This is a genomic window from Aromatoleum sp. (genome assembly GCF_032027225.1).
In the GTDB taxonomy this organism is placed as follows: domain Bacteria; phylum Pseudomonadota; class Gammaproteobacteria; order Burkholderiales; family Rhodocyclaceae; genus Aromatoleum.
In genome coordinates this window covers 601839-618876 of sequence record NZ_JAVSMM010000001.1, presented here as the reverse complement: position 1 = coordinate 618876, position 17038 = coordinate 601839, and the positions used below count along the sequence as shown (strand labels likewise).

Sequence of the window (17038 nt, the reverse complement as noted above, 5' to 3'; positions counted from 1 at the left end):
TCTAGTCCAGCGTCGCAATCCTGACGGTCGTGGTGACGATGCGGCGGCAGAGGTCGCCGGTACAGGGCGTGCCGCTCGTGTCGTAGCTATTCTTGCCGCAGGCAAAGTCGTCACTTGGGGCCGAGAGCGGTGCCAGACCCTGCCAGGCAACGCTCACGCGGTATTCGTTGCCCCCCAGATCCTCTATGCAGCCACGGCCGCCCACCATCGCCCCCATCAACGCCCCGCCCGAGGCTTCCGCCGCACCTTGCAGAGCGCCGCACCATTCCCCGATATCGATATTCTTGGTCGAGTCGGTGGACGTCGGACAATCCATGCCCGCGCCGACCGGGTTCGCGCTGCCGGTGACGTAGGTGGGAGCTGCGTTGCGATTGGTGGTGATCCGACTGACCATGTCATTGAGCAGGATGATCGCCTGGGAGCGCTGATAGGCTTCCATCTCGGATATCTGCAGGCGTGATTGCAGGCCTGCCAAGCCGAGAAGTCCCAGCGCCAGGATGATGATGGTGACGAGCACCTCGATCATCGTCGTGCCGGACTGGGAGCGTGCGGGCATGGAGGTGCTCACTTCCATTTGGCTGCCGGCGTCTTCACGCCCGCGCTGGTGAGACCGAGCGCGCCATCGCTCACCTGGGAGCCCTTCGCAGTGAAGGTGATGGTGAATGAGGGAACGGCGCCCGCGCCGAGCGCGATGTCGTAGGAGTAATTCGCACCGACCTCGGTCGGTAGCGTGTAGCCGCTGGCTTCGAGTGTCGCCTTGCTGGCGTAGCTACGGTTCGCCAGTAGAAACTGTTGCTGTCGATTGGCAATGTCCATCATTTCCGCCTGCGCGGCGGCGCGCTTGGCGCGGATGATGTACTGCTGATAACTCGGGTATGCAACGGATGCCAGGATTGCAACTATGGCAACGGTGATCATCAGCTCGATCAGCGTGAATCCACGAGAGGCGGTGTCCATGGGGGGGCGGGGATGGGGCACGGTGCGGTCGTCCGGGTGTTTGTATGCTGAGCGGATTAAGAAGCCATCCGATTGCAGTGAGCTTAATGAAACGGGCACGTTAGATGGCGTGACGACCGACGAGCGACGCGTTTCTAGGTACGAGTGGTTGCAGTCGATCTGGCCGCCTTCGCGAGGGCGGGGTGTGTCGAACGAGGTCTATGGCAGAATCGGGGCAGACTACTTCAGGCAGCCATGGCGCCCATGCAGAACCTTCTCGTCCGATCGACCTTCCGCCTGTTTTTCCTGCTACTTCTCGGCGGCAGCGCGCAAGCTTGCGCGGAGGAAGTCGAACTGGTCGGTGTGTTGGGAAGTAAAGCGGTACTGGTCGTTAATGGCAGCACGCCGAGAACTCTGTCTGTCGGTGAGCGAACGCGTGATGGCGTGAAATTGCTGGGAGTCTCCGTGGATGCCGCTGTAATCGAGATTGATGGCCGTTCGCGCCGAGTGGTGCTTGGAGGAGCTCCCGTCCGTCTCGCGGAAAATGAAAGCACGCAGGCGGAAGTGAGCCTTTACGCGGATTCGCAGGGGCACCATTTGGCGAACGGAACCATAAACGGGGCGTCTGTTCGATTTCTTGTGGATACCGGCGCGAGCCTGGTCTCCCTCGGTGCTGCCGACGCGAAGCGGGCGGGCATCGATTATAGGCGGGGCGTCCTCAGCCGGTCGCAGACAGCGAGTGGACTGGCAGAGGTGTGGCGCGTGCGACTCGAAAATGTGCGCGTGGGAGACATTGTGGTGCAAGGTGTGGATGGTCTTGTACACGAAAACGACCTTCCCTTCGTCCTGCTCGGCATGAGTTTTCTGAACCGGATGGACATGCGACGGGACGGTGACCGGCTGGTGTTGCGCAGGCGTTATTGAGGGTTACTTAGGTGGCGAAGGAGGCGCGCCGGACTATGGAATACGATGCGAACCGATTGCGACAGACCTTCGTCGGCACTCCGGCGCTCGCGCCCGTGCGAGAGGACGCCGGAGGACACGAAGGACAGTTCCGGCCGGCGGCGGTACTTGTGCCGGTCGTTGAGCGGACGGATACGCTCTCGGTGCTGCTTACGCGGCGTACCGACCATCTCCATCATCATCCCGGCCAGATCAGTTTCCCCGGGGGAAGAGTCGAGAAGGCCGACGTCTCCCCGGTCATGACAGCACTCCGCGAAACCGAAGAGGAGATCGGGCTCGAGCCGGACCGGGTGGAACTGCTCGGCGAATTGCCGGAGTACTTCACGGGGACCGGGTTCCGGATTACCCCTGTGGTTGGCATCGTCCATCCGCCGTTCGAACTCCAGCTCGATTCCTTCGAAGTCGCGGAGGCCTTCGAGGTGCCGCTCGCGCATTTTCTCGATCCGGCCAATCATCAGCGCCACCGCACGGAGTACAAAGGGCGCTGGCGCGAGTATTACGCGATGCCGTACGGCGACTATTTCGTCTGGGGCGCGACCGCGGGAATCCTCGTCTCGCTGTACCGTTTTCTCGGACGCGAGGGCACTCCCACTTTACGTTGACGTTCACGTCAACTGCCGTTATCGTGCGGCCCGATACGCGTACGGAAGCTATAGGGAGAGGCTTGGCGATGAGGATCGAGAACAGCGTTTTTGTGGTGACGGGCGCAGGATCGGGCTTGGGTGCAGCGACGGCGAGGATGTTCGTAGCGGCCGGTGGCCGAGTCGTGCTCGCGGACGTCAATCGTGAGGCGGGCGAGGCGATGGCGCGCGAGCTTGGAGACGCTGCCGCGTTCGTCCCGACTGACGTGACCGACGAGGCAAGCGCGAAGGCGGCGATCGACCGCGCCGTGTCGGGTTTCGGCGGACTCCACGGTCTCGTAAACTGCGCCGGTATTGCGCCGGCCGAGAAGGTGGTCGGGCGCGAAGGAGCGCATCGGCTCGAGTCGTTCGCGCGGACGATCGGCGTCAACCTGATCGGTAGCTTCAACATGATGCGGCTCGCGGCGGAGGTCATGAGCAAGGCGACACCGAATGACGAAGGTGAGCGCGGGGTGATCATCAGCACCGCTTCGGTTGCCGCCTACGATGGTCAGATCGGGCAGGCGGCGTACGCCGCTTCCAAGGCGGGAGTGGTCGGACTGACCTTGCCGGTCGCACGCGAAATGGCGCGTTTCGGTGTGCGAGTGATGACGATCGCGCCCGGTATCATGGAAACCCCGATGCTGATGGGCATGCCGCAGGAAGTGCAGGATTCGCTCGGCAAGACGGTGCCCTTCCCGTCCCGTATGGGGCGACCGGCCGAATACGCGGCGCTGGTTCGTCACATCGTCGAGAACGCGTACCTGAACGGCGAGACGATCCGCCTGGATGGCGCGATCCGCATGACCGCCAAGTAAGCAAGCACGGCGTCGAACGGCGTTGGTAAGCGGGGCGCACCGGTCACCGGTGTGTCCCGTTCTTGTTTTGGCGGCGAACATTTGCTGCAGTGCACATGTCCACACGGAAATTGTGCTACAAGGCTTTTCCCCTCCGGCAGGAGGGTGACCTCCGCGAATGTCCACTGCCATACCCTCCATCCCGATGAGTTCTCCTGAAATCGCAGCAGAGACGATCCGAGACGAGCAGGAGTGCTACCACTGCGGTCTCCCCGTCCCGGAGCAGACGCGCCACTATGTCAGTGTCGAAGGAACCGCTCGGCGCATGTGCTGCATCGGGTGCGAAGCGGTTGCGCAGTCGATCGTAGACAACGGGCTGACCGACTATTACCGGCATCGGGATGCGATGCCGGAACCGCAGAAGGAGGCGCTGCCGGCCGAGTTGCAGGAGCTCGGGCTGTTCGATCATCCCGATTTCCAGAAAGGCTTCGTACAGCCGGTCGGCGAGCATGAGCGTGAAGCGTCGCTGATCCTGGAAGGGATCACCTGTGCCGCATGCGTTTGGTTGAACGAGCAGCACGTCGCGCGTCTGCCGGGCGTCTCCATCGCGCAGGTCAACTATGCGACGCGCCGGGCGCGGGTGCGATGGGACGAGCGACGCATCAAGCTCTCCGAGATTCTCGCCGCGATCCAAGCGATCGGTTACCGCGCCTACCCGTACGACCCGGAGCGCTCGGAGCAGATCAGCCAGCGAGAGCGCCGCTCGATGCTGTGGCGGATCTTCGTCGCCGGCTTCGGGATGATGCAGGTGATGATGTACGCGTTTCCGTCGTACATCGCGAAAGCGGGCGAGCTGACCGGCGACATCGAATTGCTGATGCGCTGGGCGAGCCTTCTGCTGACGCTGCCGGTGGTCCTCTACTCGGCGGCGCCGTTTTTCCAGCGCGCGCTGCGCGACATCAGACTGCGACGTCTCGGGATGGACGTGCCGGTCGCGCTCGGCGTCGGCAGTGCTTTCGGAGCGAGCATCTGGGCCACCCTCTCTGGCGCCGGCGAAGTGTATTTCGACTCGGTGACGATGTTCGTCTTCTTCCTGCTTTGCGGGCGCTACCTCGAAATGATCGCGCGGCAGAAGGCGGTGCGCGGCGTCGAGGAATTGGGCAAGGTGATTCCCGCGTTCGCGGAACGCATCGTTGCCTGGCCCGCGCAGGAGAGCGAGCGGGTGCCAGTTTCTCAACTTGTTACTGGTGACGTGCTGCGCATTCGACCCGGGGAAATCGTGCCGGCCGACGGAATCGTCATCGACGGTCGCAGCGAGGCGAACGAGGCGTTGTTGACCGGCGAGAGTCTTCCGGTGCCGAAGACCAACGGCAGCCCGGTGACCGGCGGCAGCATCAATATTTCGAGTCCATTGCTGGTTCGGGTAGAGCAAGTCGGGGAGGCGACTCGTCTCGCAGCGATCCGTCAGTTGATGGAAAGGGCGTCGGCCGAGAAGCCGCGTCTCGCCCAGCAGTCGGATCGCGTCGCCGCCGTCTTCGTCGTCGTCCTGCTGGTGCTGGCTGCTGCCACCGGGATCGGATGGTATTTCCATGATGCCGAGCGTGCGTTATGGGTGTTCGTGTCGGTCCTCGTCGTCGCCTGTCCTTGTGCCCTGTCGCTCGCGACGCCGACCGCGCTGACCGTCGCGACGGACACGCTGTCGCGCATCGGCGTACTGATCACTCGCGGCCATGCAATCGAAACTCTGGCGCGCGCGAATCGCTTCGTGTTCGACAAGACCGGAACGTTGACCTACGGACGCGTGACAGTGGAGGAAATTTGTTCGCAGGGAACGCTCGGATCGGACGAACTCCTGGTGTTGGCGGCGGCACTCGAACAGGCGTCGGAGCACCCGATCGCGGCCGGCCTGCGACGCGCGGTGAAAGACAGACGCGTGCCGGCAGCGGAGCGCGTGGTTGCGTTGACGGGACAGGGGGTCGAGGGGTGGGTCGACGGGAGACGCCTATCGATCGGGCGGCCCGATTTTATTGCGACACAGTTGGGAACATCGCTGCCGCCGGCGCTGGGCACGCTTGAGGCGCGGGGTGGAACGGTGGTGGCCTTGGCCGACGAAAGTGTGTGGCTAGGTCTGTTTCGCCTCGCGGATGTGCCTCGCCGCGAAGCCGCCGGGCTTGTGGCGAAGCTGACGAACGAGCAGCGGAGCTTGACGGTGCTGAGCGGAGATGGTCCCGCGGCGGTGGAAGCAATCGCGGGCGAACTGGGAATCGGGGACGTTCACGGCGGAATGAGTCCGCAGGATAAGCAGGCGTACATCGCTTCGATGCAGAAGGAGCCGGACGCGGTGGTTGCGATGGTCGGCGACGGGGTGAACGATGCCCCGGTTCTCGCGCAGGCGCATGTGTCGGTCGCGATGGGAGGAGGCACGGAGTTGGCGCGGAACCAGGCCGATATTGTCCTGCTCAGCGAAAATCTCACGGGGCTGGGGCAGGGGATCGAAATATCCCGGCGCACCTTGAAAATCATCCGGCAGAACCTGTGGTGGTCGTTCGTCTACAACTTCACGTCCGTGCCCTTGGCGATGGCCGGGTTGGTCACGCCATGGATGGCCGGGATCGGCATGGCGGGGAGTTCCCTGCTGGTCGTGCTGAACGCGCTACGGCTTCAGCGCGTTCCAGAAGCGAAGTGAGCGAACCCATGGAAAGCCTATACATCCTCGTCCCGCTATCCGTGGTCCTCGTGTTCGTCATCGGCGCAGTCTTCTGGTGGTCGCTGAAGTCGGGGCAGTACGACGATATGGAGGGGCCGGCGTACCGGATGCTTCTCGACGACAAGGACGTGCCGACGGCTGATGAAGAGGGGGCACCGCCCCCGGAAAACCCGCGTCCGTAGGGAAACGGAGTTCGTCGCGTGGAGATCGAGCAGCTTTGTTGATCTTCGTCAAAGTGCCCTCCATCCGGTATGGGCATACTTTATTCATGGTTTTCGCGCTTGACGCAATGTGTTCTCGCGGCAAGCCGGGCAACGGTATTTTTGTCTCTCTGTTGGGGTTGGGGGTGCGTGTGATGCGCACCCTTTTTTTTCGTCCACGCGTTTCGCGGCCTTGGCGTTTCCCCCTACCCGAAACCCCGTAAACTCTTTCATCTGCTCCCGCGCTGCAATATAATTTTGACCTACGTCAACGCGTGGTCCTGGGAAGTGCGGTTTTCCCTTGACTTGGTGGCCCTACGAGCGGCCAAATAACCAGCACGACAATAGGGTTTTTTCATCAAGGGGGCAGTTACATGCAATCGCAAGCGACTTACAACTACAAAGTCGTGCGCCAGTTCTCCATCATGACAGTCGTATGGGGGATTGTCGGCATGCTGGTCGGGGTGATCGTTGCCGCTCAGCTCGTATGGCCGGAACTAAACGTCGGCGAGTGGTTCCACTTCGGCAGGTTGCGTCCGCTTCACACCAACGCGGTGATCTTCGCGTTCGGAGGCTGTGCGCTCTTCGCGACGTCGTACTTCGTCGTGCAGCGCACGTGTCATGCCACGCTGTTTGCTCCCAAGCTGGCAGCCTTCACGTTCTGGGGCTGGCAGTTGGTCATCGTGCTTGCCGCGGTGACGTTGCCGCTCGGATACACCACGAGCAAGGAGTACGCGGAGCTCGAATGGCCGATCGACATTCTGATCGCAGTTGTCTGGGTCTCGTACGCGATCGTGTTCTTCGGCACCATCGCGAAGCGCAAGACGTCGCATATCTACGTCGCGAACTGGTTTTTCGGCGCCTTCATCCTGACGGTTGCACTGCTGCACATCGTCAATAGTGCTGCGCTCCCGGTCACGCTCACCAAGTCGTACTCGGCATATGCGGGCGTTCAGGACGCGATGGTGCAGTGGTGGTACGGCCATAATGCGGTCGGCTTCTTCCTGACCGCCGGCTTCCTCGGGATGATGTACTACTTCGTTCCCAAGCAGGCCGAGCGCCCCGTTTATTCGTACCGCCTGTCGGTGGTGCACTTCTGGGCGCTGATCTTCACGTACATGTGGGCCGGCCCCCACCATCTGCACTACACGGCGCTTCCCGACTGGACCCAGTCCGTGGGCATGGTCTTCTCGCTGATCCTCCTCGCACCGTCGTGGGGCGGCATGATCAACGGCATCATGACGCTGTCGGGTGCCTGGCACAAACTGCGCACCGACCCGATTCTGAAGTTCCTGATCACAGCGCTGTCCTTCTATGGGATGTCGACGTTCGAAGGCCCGATGATGTCGATCAAGACGGTAAATGCGCTATCGCACTACACGGACTGGACCATCGGTCACGTCCATTCCGGTGCTCTCGGCTGGGTTGCGATGATTACGATCGGCTCGATGTACTACCTGCTCCCGCGCATGTACGGCCGGACCGAGATGTATTCCACGCGACTGATCAACGCGCACTTCTGGATCGCGACGATCGGCATCGTTCTCTATATCGCGTCGATGTGGATCGCCGGCGTGATGCAGGGCTTGATGTGGCGTGCGACGAACGCGGACGGCACCTTGACCTACTCGTTTGTTGAGAGCGTCAAGGCCAGCTACCCGTTCTGGTCGATTCGTCTGGCAGGCGGCGTGCTCTTCCTTACCGGTATGGTCATCATGTTCTACAACATGCTGAAAACGATGGCCGGTCACCGGGCCTATGACGCTCCCGTCGTGATTCCCGCCACCGCGCACGCCTAATCGGAGAGAAGTGACATGGCTCAATCGAAACATGATGTGATCGAGCGCAGCGTAGGCTGGCTGATCGTGCTGACGCTGCTGACGGTGAGCGTCGGTGGCCTCGTCGAGATCGTTCCGCTGTTCTTCCAGAAGTCGACGACGACGGCGATCAACCGCGACGGAAATCCGCTTGACGTCAAACCCTACGACGCGGTCCGACTTGCGGGTCGGGACATCTACGTGCGTGAAGGTTGCTACAACTGCCACTCGCAGATGATCCGCCCGTTCCGGGCCGAAACCGAGCGCTATGGCCATTACTCGGTAGCCGGTGAGTTCATTTACGACCGCCCGTTCCAGTGGGGGTCCAAGCGCACAGGCCCGGACCTTCAGCGTGTCGGCGGGCGTTATTCGGATGAATGGCATCGCGTGCACCTGAACAACCCGCGCGACGTCGTGCCCGAGTCCAACATGCCGGCCTTCCCGTGGCTGGAGCGCCCCGTCCAGACCGATGACATCGAGCAGAAGATGAAGGTGCTGCGTACGCTAGGCCATCCCTACAGCGACGAGGAGATCGCAGGTGCGAAGGCCGCGCTCGAAGGCAAGACCGAGATGCAGGCGCTGATCGCGTACCTGCAGGGCCTTGGCACCGCACTTTCGAACTTCAAGTAATCGAGTTGGAGAAGCGCCGTGGATATCAACGATTTGCGATCCCTGATCACTGTGCTCAGCTTGATTTGTTTCCTGGGCATCTGTTTCTGGGCTTATAGCAGGCCTGCTCGTGCGGGATTTGAAGAAGCGGCGCGACTTCCCTTCACCGAAGACGATGCGCCGGCGCCACAGGGCGGCCGGCAGGCTCAGGAAGGATAAAAAATGGCTGACTTTGTTAGCGGTTTCTGGAACATGTACGTAATGGGCCTCGTGGCCCTGAGCTTGCTGTTCTGCCTGTTCGTGCTGATGTCGAACAACAAGCGGGAAGCCGGACCGGTCGAGTTGCATGGCCACGTCTGGGATGAGAATCTCGCCGAGTACAACAACCCGCTCCCGCGCTGGTGGTTGTACCTTTTCTGGCTGACGCTGGTTTTTGCTGTCGTCTATCTAATCCTCTACCCGGGTTTTGGCAACTTCAAGGGGATTCTCGGTTGGGCTTCGGTAGGCCAATACCAGGCGGAGACGAAGAAGGCGGACGAACGGTATGCGCCGATTTTCGCCAAGTACCAAGGTATGGACGTGGCCGCCGTTGCGGCCGACCCCGAAGCGCGTGCGATGGGACAGCGTCTCTTCGTGACCTACTGTGCGCAGTGCCACGGATCCGATGCGCGGGGTGCGAAGGGTTTCCCGAACCTCACGGACAAGGCCTGGCATTGGGGCGGTGAGCCGGAAACGATCAAGGCGACGATCACGAACGGGAGGGTTGGCGTAATGACTCCCTTCGGACCGACCCTGGGGGCCGATGGTGTGAAGGACGCAGCGAATTATGTCCGTTCGCTGTCTGGCCTGGCCCACGACTCGCTTCGGGCTCAGCGCGGTGCGGAACTCTTCAAGCAGAACTGCGTCGCATGCCACGGCCCCGAGGCCAAGGGAACCCCTGCCATGGGAGCTCCCGACCTGACCGACAACGCATGGCTCTACGGTTCTTCCGAAACGACCATCATGGAGACGATCGCGAACGGCCGGACGAACCGCATGCCGGGATTTGGTGAGTTCCTCGGCGACGCCAAGGTGCAGTTGCTTGCGGCGTACGTGTACGGTCTTTCGAATCAACCGGCACAGTAATTCGTTTCAGCAGCAAGGTTCCCCGGGCCTCGGCTCGGGGAAATCAAGTCTCATAAATTAGTAATTACGGATATAGCCATAATGAGTGATCCGGTTCCACTCAGAAGAGCGCCCTCGCCGCAAGATCAGGCGTCGCAGTCGGATGATCTGTACGCCGTTCGGCAAAAAATCCACGTGCGCTCGGTCAGCGGAAAGTTTGCGACTTGGCGGTGGGCACTCGTCTGGTTTACCCAGATCCTGTTCTATGGCCTTCCATGGTTGACTTGGAACGATAGGCAGGCGGTCCTGTTTCATTTGGCTGAACGCAAGTTCTACATCTTCGGCTGGGTTTTCTGGCCTCAAGATGTCTTTTACCTTGCGATCCTGCTGATCATCGCCGCGTACGCGCTGTTCTTCTTTACCGCAATCGCCGGCCGATTGTGGTGCGGGTATGCCTGTCCGCAAACGGTCTACACCGAGATCTTCATGTGGATCGAGGAAAAGATCGAAGGAGATCACAAACAGCGGAAGAAGCTCGAGAACGCACCGATGAGCGCGCGCAAGCTGGCGGTGCGCTCCGCGAAGTACGGGGCGTGGGCGGTGTTCGGCTTGTGGACCGGTTTCACGTTCGTCGCGTACTTCTCTCCGCTCGACGAGTTGCTGCAGTCGGCGGCGACCTTCAGTTTCGGGCCCTGGGAGTTTTTCTGGATCCTGTTTTACGGCGGATTCACGTACCTCTTTGCCGGTGTGATGCGCGAGCAGGTATGCCTGTACATGTGCCCCTACGCTCGGTTCCAGGGTGTGATGTTCGACCCGGACACCTTGGTCGTCACGTACGACCAGGAGCGGGGCGAGGCGCGCGGTCCGCGAAAGAAGGGCATCGATCCGCGCAGTCAGGGTAAGGGCGACTGCGTCGACTGCGGCATTTGTGTGCAGGTCTGTCCCACCGGGATCGATATTCGCGAAGGGTTGCAGTACGAGTGCATCGGTTGTGCCGCATGCATCGACGGTTGCGATCAGGTGATGGACAAGATGGGATACCCGAGGGGGCTCATCCGCTATTCGACCGAAAATGCAGTCAAGAAGCACTGGGGGCGGCGCGAGATCATCGGGCACGTGATGCGTCCCAGAACGTTGATTTACGGAGGAATTCTCGCGCTTGCGTGCGTGGCGATGATACTCGGGCTCGCCGGACGATCCGATCTGCGGGTCGACGTCATTCGCGATCGCGCCACCCTTGCGCGCGAAGTCGAAGGCGGACTGATCGAGAACGTTTACCAATTGCAGATCATGAACATGCGCGAGACGACGCGGACCTTCGATCTCGGTGTATGGGGCCTCGATGGGGCTCGTATCGAAGGGGTGAAGTCGATCGAAATTCCCCCGGCATCGACCCGGTCGGTGACGGTTCAAGTGAGAGTGCCCGCGGATGCCGGAAAGCCGGGATCGAACGAGATCGCCTTCGACGTTTCGGCAGCGGATGTTTCTGGTGTTTCTGTTCAGGAAGAAACAACCTTCCTTATGCCGCGCTAGTGGAGACCGTTCGCATGCATTCGCCGTCCCCGAAAAACATCGAGCCTTGGTACCGGCAGGGATGGCCCTGGTTCCTCATCGCGATCCCGGCGTCCGCAGTGGCTGCAGGGGCTGTTACGTTGTGGCTGGCCATTCAAAGCTGGGATGGCCTGGTGGTTGATGACTACTACCAGCAGGGCAAGACCATACACACGACTATTGCACGCGCCGAACGGGCAAGTGAGTTGGGCCTGGCGGCGGATCTGTCGCTCAGTGCGGAAGAGGCGCGCGTGCAACTCTCCGTCAAGCAGGACACGCCCTTGCCCCCCACCGTGATTTTGACGATTTCGCATCCGACTCGCAGCGGGCACGACCAGGTCGTGCTGTTGAAGCTCGTGGACGGTACGTTTGCCGGTCCGCTTGAACCGCTGACAGCCGGGCGTTGGTTGATACAGCTAGAAGATGAGTCCCGTACCTGGCGTTTAAACGGGACCGTGTATCTCCCTACAGAGACTCGACTCAGGATGTTGCCTGGTGCTTCGTAAGCTGTAGAGGTTCCCGGCTTGGAAAGAGCTGTGTACGACCGATATCGGGCCACTCAGCATGCCAACGATTCATCCTCGTGATGGCGATACGTTTGATTCGCTTTGCCCTCTGGCACATGAGGGAAGAGGAACACAAAGCTGAGCCCCTAGCAGCTTCAACCCCCTGCGTGAAGGAGACGTGAGATGTTGAAATGGATCCAAGTACTTTGGCCTTCGTTTCTAGTCGCCGGCATTGCCGAGATCGTCTTCTTCACGCTCATCGATCCGCAGGAACTCTATCTTCTTGGCGAGCCCGTCCGTCTCTCCGAAACAGCGACCTATTCGATCGGATTTTTCGGCTTCTGGGTGGCCTGTGCCGCGTCGAGTCTCTCGACTTTGTTCTTCCAGAGAACCGCCAAAGACATTAACGCCCCCCAGTGATCGAGGGGAATCGAAATCGCCGGCGACCGAGTAGGTCACCGACGACTCGACGACACTCCCGCCGATTCAGCGGTACACGAGGACTGGAACTTTGCTGTGCGTGAGGACTTTCTGCGTTTCGCTGCCCAGCAGTAGGCCGGCAATACCGCGGCGCCCATGCGATGCCATGAAAATCAGGTCACAACTGTGGCGATCCGCCGCATCGATGACCGCCTCGTAAGGCACTTCGTTTACGACGGTGTCCGTATCGGCCGAGACGCCCGCCGCGTCGGCCTCCGATTTCGCGCTGTTCAGGATCTTCCTGGCCTCAGCCTCGGCCGACTTTGAGAACTGCTCGGGTGTGGTCGGGTCGATCAGGGCTCCTTCCCCGTAGATGGGCATGGGGAAGTCGGGTTGCGCATAGAAAAAAGTTATCCGTGCCCCGGCGTCCTTCGCAAACGAAATCGCCCGGGAAACCGCGCCCTCGGAGAGTGGGGATCCGTCGGTTGGGACGAGAATGTGCTTGAACATTTTGCTGCTCCCTATCGTCGCATTGACAACTGATTATAGCGACCCGGGCAGCCGACAGTGTTGCCGTAGCCTGAATCGGGCTTGATCCACGTCAATCGGGGCAGCGGCGAAAAGGAACATCCTTGCTGCGCTGCAACATTTCTATGTATCACAGATATTCATGCTTTCGGCGGACGACGAAGGGCGGCGCCCAAGTCATTATTCCCGTTCGAGGCAAGTTGATTCCTTGGCCGCTCGGCCCCGGTTTACGATATCGGCGGTTTGCGCAAACAGACATGATCATCGAATCCGACCGGCGAGGACGGACACAAGCCGATCTTCGACGGTAACGAAGGAAGGAAAACTCGTGAAATCATCGAATGGTTGGCAAAGCGCGGCGAAATTGACTCCCCCGCAGGTACTGCGCCGCTCTCTGCGCGAAATTCACAACACCGTTGAAGGCAATGTCGACCCGATCGGGATGATGGCTCCGATTGTCCATGCCCAACTGGCGTGGCTTGCGCACCCGCAGGAGCTTGCTGAACGGCTGTTGAAACTGTCGGGCGACCTTTGGCGCCTTCAGGAGCACTCGTGGCAGCGCGCGCTCGGGTTGGCAAGTGTCGACCCGGTGCGGCCGAAGGAGGACGACGCGCGCTTTGGCGATCCGGTCTGGACCGAGGCGCCAACCTGGGACCTGCTCAAGGAGTGGTACCTGGCGTTTACGCGCAACATGCAGGACATGCTCTACGACACGCCGGGAATGTCGGGCAAGGAGCGTCGGAAGGCTGCATTCTGGTGGCGGAAATGGCTCAACGCGATCGCGCCGACGAATTTCTTCTGGACGAATCCTGTCGCAATGAGGAAGGCGCTCCAGAGCAACGGAGAGAGCCTGGTCCGCGGTTTCAGGAACATGCTCGACGACATGCAGGCAGGCAATGTGCGGATGACGAATCCGGACGACTTCCGGGTGGGCGAGAACCTCGCGACGACCCCGGGATCGGTGATCTTTCGCAATGACCTGCTGGAAGTGATCCATTACGCCCCGCGTCGCGAGCAGGTGCACGCCGAACCGGTCGTCATCATCACGCCGTGGATCAACAAGTTCTACGTTCTCGACCTCACGCCGAAGAAGAGCATGATCCGGTTTCTGCTCGACCAAGGCCTGGATGTCTTCATCACGAGTTGGAGAAATCCCGACGCGTCGATGCGCGATGTCACGTTCGACGCCTACCTGCAGGACGGCCTCGCTGCGATCATCGACGCTGCTCGCCAATTTACCGGTTCGGCAAAGGTTCATGCCGTGGGTTACTGCATCGGTGGGACCGCACTCGCGATGTACATGGCCTGGGCGAACCGGCGCTTCGAGCCCGAGGACGTGCCCGTTCGCGACTGGACGCTTCTGACGACGCTCGTCGATTTCCACGCGCCCGGAGACATCGAGGTTTTCGTCGATGAAGCGAGTGTCCGTTATCTCAGTGCCAACATGTCACGACACGGATTTCTGGACGGCAAGGAGATGGCCTCGGGATTCCGGCTGCTCCGGTCGAATAGCCTGATCTGGCACTACGTCGTGCACGGGTGGCTGTACGGCGAGACCCCGCCCGCATTCGACGTGCTGTACTGGAACATGGACTCCACTCGGATGCCGTACGCCATGCATTCCTGGTACCTGAAGGAACTTTACCTTCGTAACCGCTTGATCGAACCCGACGCGCTGCACGTGGCGGGGGAGCCATTGGATCTTGCACGGATCACCGAGCCTCTCTACGCGGTTGCAGCGGAGGACGACCACATAGCTCCCTGGCGGCAGACTTTTCGTGTCAATAATTTCACCACCGGACCGAAGCGCTTCGTCTTGTCGACCTCCGGGCACATTCTCGGAATCATCAATCCCCCTGTGGATCCGCCGAAGCGAAAGTTCCGGGCGGGTGACGCACACCGCTCCGACGATGCGGATGCGTGGCGTAAGAGCGTCGAGCTGCAGCTCGGTAGCTGGTGGGGTGATTGGATGGACTGGCTGAAGCCGCGCTGCGGCGAGCTCGTCCAGGCTCGCCCGGCGCAATCGAAAGAGTTTCCGGAGCTGGTGCCGGCCCCCGGAACCTACGTTCTGGAGCGTTGAAGGGAGAGCGGGCGCGGCGCTGTTGCTCGTCCGCGCTCTTCCGCACGATGCGACGACGAGTGTCGTGTCGCATCCCAAGGTTTCATATTCCCGGCGGACGCACCCTGTCTGATTTGACCCGAGTCAAGGCTTGAGACTTCGCTGCTCGCGAGAATGGCTCTCATGAGCACCGTGATCTGCAGTTATCCCTGATAACGGGCGAGGCGGGCCGGGTCCTGCAGGGAGATATGTTTGCCATGGACGGTAATCAGTCCGGCATTGACGAGATCATGGAAGATCCGGGAAAGCGTTTCGGGGGTGAGGTTCAGGCGCGACGCGATCACCTGCTTGCTCGTGGGGAGTTCGATGTCGAGGACACCGGAGCGCCCCTGGTTTTCGACCAGCTGCAGCAGGTAGCCGATCACCCGCTGCATGCTCGAACGCAGGGAATAGGTTTCCACGTCCTGGACCATGCTGTGAAGACGAATAGCCATGCCGGCGAGGAGCTTGCGGGCAAAGGTCGAATCCTGGTCGATCAAGTCCGAGACCACGGCCTGACCGATATGCAGCAGATGCGTTGCGACGAGCGCCTCGGCGAATACGGGGTACGGGCGGTTGAGGAACATCACCGCTTCGCCGAAGCTGTGCATCGGACTGATGATCTCGACGACTTTCTCGTTGCCCTGGGCCGACGAAACGGCGAGTTTCACTTGTCCGGAAACGACGAAAAAGAAGCCGTGCACCGCGTCGCCGCGCTGGAACAGGACTTCGCCTTTCTCCAGCTGCCGCTCGCGCGTGTAACGCACCACCCGTTCGATGTCGTCGCTCGATAGCTCGCTGAAAAACGAAACCTGTCGCAGCAGGGTGGGGATGTCGACCTGAGACGTAGGCATCTTTGCCTCCAACTGAAAACCACGACATTCTAACCTGCTGGCGACTTTCGCCCGGCTTCACGCGGATGCGTGGCCCGACAAGAGATGAAGGACGTTCAAAAGATGCAGACCCAACCCGCCCCCCGGGCTCAATCGATCCTGTTTGCTGCGCCGCATCGCTCCATGTTCTTTCTCGGAGGCGTGATGTTGCTCGTGGCGTTCATCCTTTGGGCGCTTGAGCTCGCGTCGCGAGTCGGGCTAACGCCGGTATTGCCGTGGACCTTGCCGCCCGGGTGGATGCATGCGCTGCTAGTCCTCGGTGGCGTGTTTCCGCCCTTCATGTTCGGTTTTCTCCTCACCGCCATGCCGCGCTGGCAAGGCGAACACGACGTCACGCAGTCAATGTGGCTGTGGCCCTGGCGGTTCCTCGTCGCGGGTTGGGCTGTCACCGTTGCCGGGACATTGGTTCCGGGACTGTTGGCTATCGGATTGTTGCTCGTGCTTGTCGGTTGGTGGGGAGTCGGTCGGGTCCTGCGCCGAGTCGCATACAACGACAACCCGGACTCATTGCACGCGAGGCTCGTCTGGTGCGCCATTGCGGCGGGCGGTTTTGCCGTTGTCGCCTGGCTGGGATTCGCAATCAGTGGCAACGGGATTTTCGGGCGTGTTGCAATCGACGTCGGGGTCTGGTGGTTCATGCTGCCCGTCTTCTTCACGGTATGTCACCGGATGATCCCGTTCTTTTCCAGCAACATCATCGAAGGGTATGTGATGGTTCGCCCGCGCTGGGTCATCGCGGTCATCATCGGCGCTGCCGTCGCGCACGGTGCGCTTTCGATCGCGGGTGCAAACGCGCTTACGTGGATCGTGGATGCGCCGGCAGCCGCTATCGCATTGTGGCTTTCATGGAAATGGCGGCTGGTTCCGTCGTTGCGCGTACCGCTGCTCGGCATGCTGCACATCGGATTCGCGTGGCTGGGCGTCGGGTTCGCGATGTCGGCGGTCCAGAGCGTCGCTGCGCTCGCCGGCAATGCCGTGCTCGGTTTGGCGCCGCTGCACGCGATCGGAATCGGATTTTTCGCCTCGGTGCTCCTCGCGATGGTGTCGCGCGTGACGCTTGGTCATTCGGGCAACAAGCTCGTCGCCGATCGTCTGACCTGGGGTCTGTTCCTCGGACTCGAGTTAGTCGCCCTGACGCGCATTTTGGCCGAGATCGTTCCGCCGGCGTCGTCGGCGGGCGTGATGCTGGCCGCGGTACTCGGGTGGCTCGCTGTATTCGGCGCCTGGGCGATGCGCTACCTGCCTGTCTACCTTCGTCCGCGCAGCGACGGCCGTCCGGGGTGAGCGGG

Annotated in this window: 18 protein-coding genes; 14 read left to right on the top strand and 4 right to left on the bottom strand. The window is 61.1% G+C overall.

What is annotated here, in order from left to right:
- Position 1: 1 nt before the first annotated feature.
- Positions 2 to 574 (bottom strand): type IV pilus modification protein PilV, encoded by a 573-nt coding sequence (pilV, locus tag ROZ37_RS02965; RefSeq protein WP_312657361.1) that lies wholly within the window; start codon positions 572 to 574, stop codon positions 2 to 4.
- Positions 565 to 957 carry a type IV pilin protein gene (locus ROZ37_RS02960; RefSeq protein WP_312657359.1) on the bottom strand — a complete coding sequence of 131 codons (393 nt, stop codon included), beginning with the start codon at positions 955 to 957 and terminating at the stop codon, positions 565 to 567. The genes pilV and ROZ37_RS02960 overlap by 10 nt, the downstream gene beginning before the upstream one ends.
- A 243-nt stretch (positions 958 to 1200) precedes the next feature.
- Here ROZ37_RS02960 and ROZ37_RS02955 point away from each other — a divergent pair, with 243 nt between their 5' ends.
- The 12 genes from ROZ37_RS02955 to ROZ37_RS02900 all read left to right on the top strand — a co-directional run bounded on the left by ROZ37_RS02955 (position 1201) and on the right by ROZ37_RS02900 (position 12230).
- A complete protein-coding gene (locus ROZ37_RS02955; protein WP_312657358.1) occupies positions 1201 to 1860 on the top strand; it encodes a TIGR02281 family clan AA aspartic protease in 660 nt (219 codons plus the stop codon).
- 35 nt (positions 1861 to 1895) lie between these two features.
- Positions 1896 to 2501: a CoA pyrophosphatase gene (locus ROZ37_RS02950; protein WP_409449923.1), complete on the top strand. Its 606-nt coding sequence runs from the start codon at positions 1896 to 1898 to the stop codon at positions 2499 to 2501.
- Between the two features lie 68 nt (positions 2502 to 2569).
- Positions 2570 to 3337, top strand: a complete 768-nt coding sequence (locus ROZ37_RS02945) for a 3-hydroxyacyl-CoA dehydrogenase (RefSeq protein WP_312657354.1) — start codon at positions 2570 to 2572, stop codon at positions 3335 to 3337.
- A 184-nt stretch (positions 3338 to 3521) separates the two neighbouring features.
- On the top strand, positions 3522 to 6002 hold the full coding sequence (locus ROZ37_RS02940) for a heavy metal translocating P-type ATPase (RefSeq protein WP_312657501.1): 2481 nt from the start codon (positions 3522 to 3524) through the stop codon (positions 6000 to 6002).
- Positions 6003 to 6010: 8 nt separating this feature from the next.
- Positions 6011 to 6205: a cbb3-type cytochrome oxidase assembly protein CcoS gene (ccoS, locus tag ROZ37_RS02935; RefSeq protein ID WP_312657352.1), complete on the top strand. Its 195-nt coding sequence runs from the start codon at positions 6011 to 6013 to the stop codon at positions 6203 to 6205.
- Positions 6206 to 6597: 392 nt separating this feature from the next.
- Complete coding sequence (gene ccoN / locus ROZ37_RS02930) at positions 6598 to 8022, top strand: cytochrome-c oxidase, cbb3-type subunit I (protein WP_312657351.1); 1425 nt, start codon at positions 6598 to 6600, stop codon at positions 8020 to 8022.
- A gap of 15 nt (positions 8023 to 8037) precedes the next feature.
- Positions 8038 to 8670 (top strand): cytochrome-c oxidase, cbb3-type subunit II, encoded by a 633-nt coding sequence (gene ccoO / locus ROZ37_RS02925; RefSeq protein ID WP_312657350.1) that lies wholly within the window; start codon positions 8038 to 8040, stop codon positions 8668 to 8670.
- Between the two features lie 18 nt (positions 8671 to 8688).
- The gene (locus ROZ37_RS02920; RefSeq protein ID WP_312657348.1) at positions 8689 to 8868 is read left to right on the top strand and encodes a CcoQ/FixQ family Cbb3-type cytochrome c oxidase assembly chaperone; all 180 of its coding nucleotides are present in this window, start codon (positions 8689 to 8691) and stop codon (positions 8866 to 8868) included.
- A 3-nt stretch (positions 8869 to 8871) separates the two neighbouring features.
- Positions 8872 to 9774 (top strand): cytochrome-c oxidase, cbb3-type subunit III, encoded by a 903-nt coding sequence (ccoP, locus tag ROZ37_RS02915; RefSeq protein ID WP_312657346.1) that lies wholly within the window; start codon positions 8872 to 8874, stop codon positions 9772 to 9774.
- Positions 9775 to 9855: 81 nt separating this feature from the next.
- A complete protein-coding gene (gene ccoG, locus ROZ37_RS02910; RefSeq protein ID WP_312657345.1) occupies positions 9856 to 11286 on the top strand; it encodes a cytochrome c oxidase accessory protein CcoG in 1431 nt (476 codons plus the stop codon).
- A 14-nt stretch (positions 11287 to 11300) separates the two neighbouring features.
- Positions 11301 to 11810, top strand: coding sequence for a FixH family protein (locus ROZ37_RS02905; RefSeq protein WP_312657344.1), 510 nt, complete (start codon positions 11301 to 11303; stop codon positions 11808 to 11810).
- A gap of 183 nt (positions 11811 to 11993) precedes the next feature.
- Positions 11994 to 12230: a hypothetical protein gene (locus ROZ37_RS02900; RefSeq protein ID WP_312657343.1), complete on the top strand. Its 237-nt coding sequence runs from the start codon at positions 11994 to 11996 to the stop codon at positions 12228 to 12230.
- Between the two features lie 66 nt (positions 12231 to 12296).
- On the opposite strand, the gene ROZ37_RS02895 is transcribed toward ROZ37_RS02900, so the two are convergent.
- Positions 12297 to 12740, bottom strand: coding sequence for a universal stress protein (locus tag ROZ37_RS02895; protein WP_312657341.1), 444 nt, complete (start codon positions 12738 to 12740; stop codon positions 12297 to 12299).
- Positions 12741 to 13200: 460 nt separating this feature from the next.
- Between ROZ37_RS02895 and ROZ37_RS02890 the strand changes: the two genes are divergently transcribed.
- On the top strand, positions 13201 to 14838 hold the full coding sequence (locus ROZ37_RS02890) for an alpha/beta fold hydrolase (protein ID WP_312657499.1): 1638 nt from the start codon (positions 13201 to 13203) through the stop codon (positions 14836 to 14838).
- A 182-nt stretch (positions 14839 to 15020) separates the two neighbouring features.
- Here the strand turns inward: ROZ37_RS02890 and ROZ37_RS02885 are convergent, their stop codons facing one another.
- Positions 15021 to 15710: a Crp/Fnr family transcriptional regulator gene (locus ROZ37_RS02885; RefSeq protein WP_312657340.1), complete on the bottom strand. Its 690-nt coding sequence runs from the start codon at positions 15708 to 15710 to the stop codon at positions 15021 to 15023.
- A gap of 84 nt (positions 15711 to 15794) precedes the next feature.
- Here ROZ37_RS02885 and ROZ37_RS02880 point away from each other — a divergent pair, with 84 nt between their 5' ends.
- Entirely contained in the window at positions 15795 to 17033 is a 1239-nt protein-coding gene (locus ROZ37_RS02880; protein ID WP_312657339.1) for an NnrS family protein, read from the top strand.
- Positions 17034 to 17038 lie beyond the last annotated feature (5 nt).

Bases quoted from the DNA above. Each gene is read 5' to 3' on its own strand.
- pilV (WP_312657361.1), bottom strand. From the start codon at position 574: ATGGAAGTGAGCACCTCCATGCCCGCACGCTCCCAGTCCGGCACGACG.
- ROZ37_RS02960 (WP_312657359.1), bottom strand. From the start codon at position 957: ATGGACACCGCCTCTCGTGGATTCACGCTGATCGAGCTGATGATCACC.
- ROZ37_RS02955 (WP_312657358.1), top strand. From the start codon at position 1,201: ATGCAGAACCTTCTCGTCCGATCGACCTTCCGCCTGTTTTTCCTGCTA.
- ROZ37_RS02950 (WP_409449923.1), top strand. From the start codon at position 1,896: ATGGAATACGATGCGAACCGATTGCGACAGACCTTCGTCGGCACTCCG.
- ROZ37_RS02945 (WP_312657354.1), top strand. From the start codon at position 2,570: ATGAGGATCGAGAACAGCGTTTTTGTGGTGACGGGCGCAGGATCGGGC.
- ROZ37_RS02940 (WP_312657501.1), top strand. From the start codon at position 3,522: ATGAGTTCTCCTGAAATCGCAGCAGAGACGATCCGAGACGAGCAGGAG.
- ccoS (WP_312657352.1), top strand. From the start codon at position 6,011: ATGGAAAGCCTATACATCCTCGTCCCGCTATCCGTGGTCCTCGTGTTC.
- ccoN (WP_312657351.1), top strand. From the start codon at position 6,598: ATGCAATCGCAAGCGACTTACAACTACAAAGTCGTGCGCCAGTTCTCC.
- ccoO (WP_312657350.1), top strand. From the start codon at position 8,038: ATGGCTCAATCGAAACATGATGTGATCGAGCGCAGCGTAGGCTGGCTG.
- ccoP (WP_312657346.1), top strand. From the start codon at position 8,872: ATGGCTGACTTTGTTAGCGGTTTCTGGAACATGTACGTAATGGGCCTC.
- ccoG (WP_312657345.1), top strand. From the start codon at position 9,856: ATGAGTGATCCGGTTCCACTCAGAAGAGCGCCCTCGCCGCAAGATCAG.
- ROZ37_RS02905 (WP_312657344.1), top strand. From the start codon at position 11,301: ATGCATTCGCCGTCCCCGAAAAACATCGAGCCTTGGTACCGGCAGGGA.
- ROZ37_RS02900 (WP_312657343.1), top strand. From the start codon at position 11,994: ATGTTGAAATGGATCCAAGTACTTTGGCCTTCGTTTCTAGTCGCCGGC.
- ROZ37_RS02895 (WP_312657341.1), bottom strand. From the start codon at position 12,740: ATGTTCAAGCACATTCTCGTCCCAACCGACGGATCCCCACTCTCCGAG.
- ROZ37_RS02890 (WP_312657499.1), top strand. From the start codon at position 13,201: ATGATGGCTCCGATTGTCCATGCCCAACTGGCGTGGCTTGCGCACCCG.
- ROZ37_RS02885 (WP_312657340.1), bottom strand. From the start codon at position 15,710: ATGCCTACGTCTCAGGTCGACATCCCCACCCTGCTGCGACAGGTTTCG.
- ROZ37_RS02880 (WP_312657339.1), top strand. From the start codon at position 15,795: ATGAAGGACGTTCAAAAGATGCAGACCCAACCCGCCCCCCGGGCTCAA.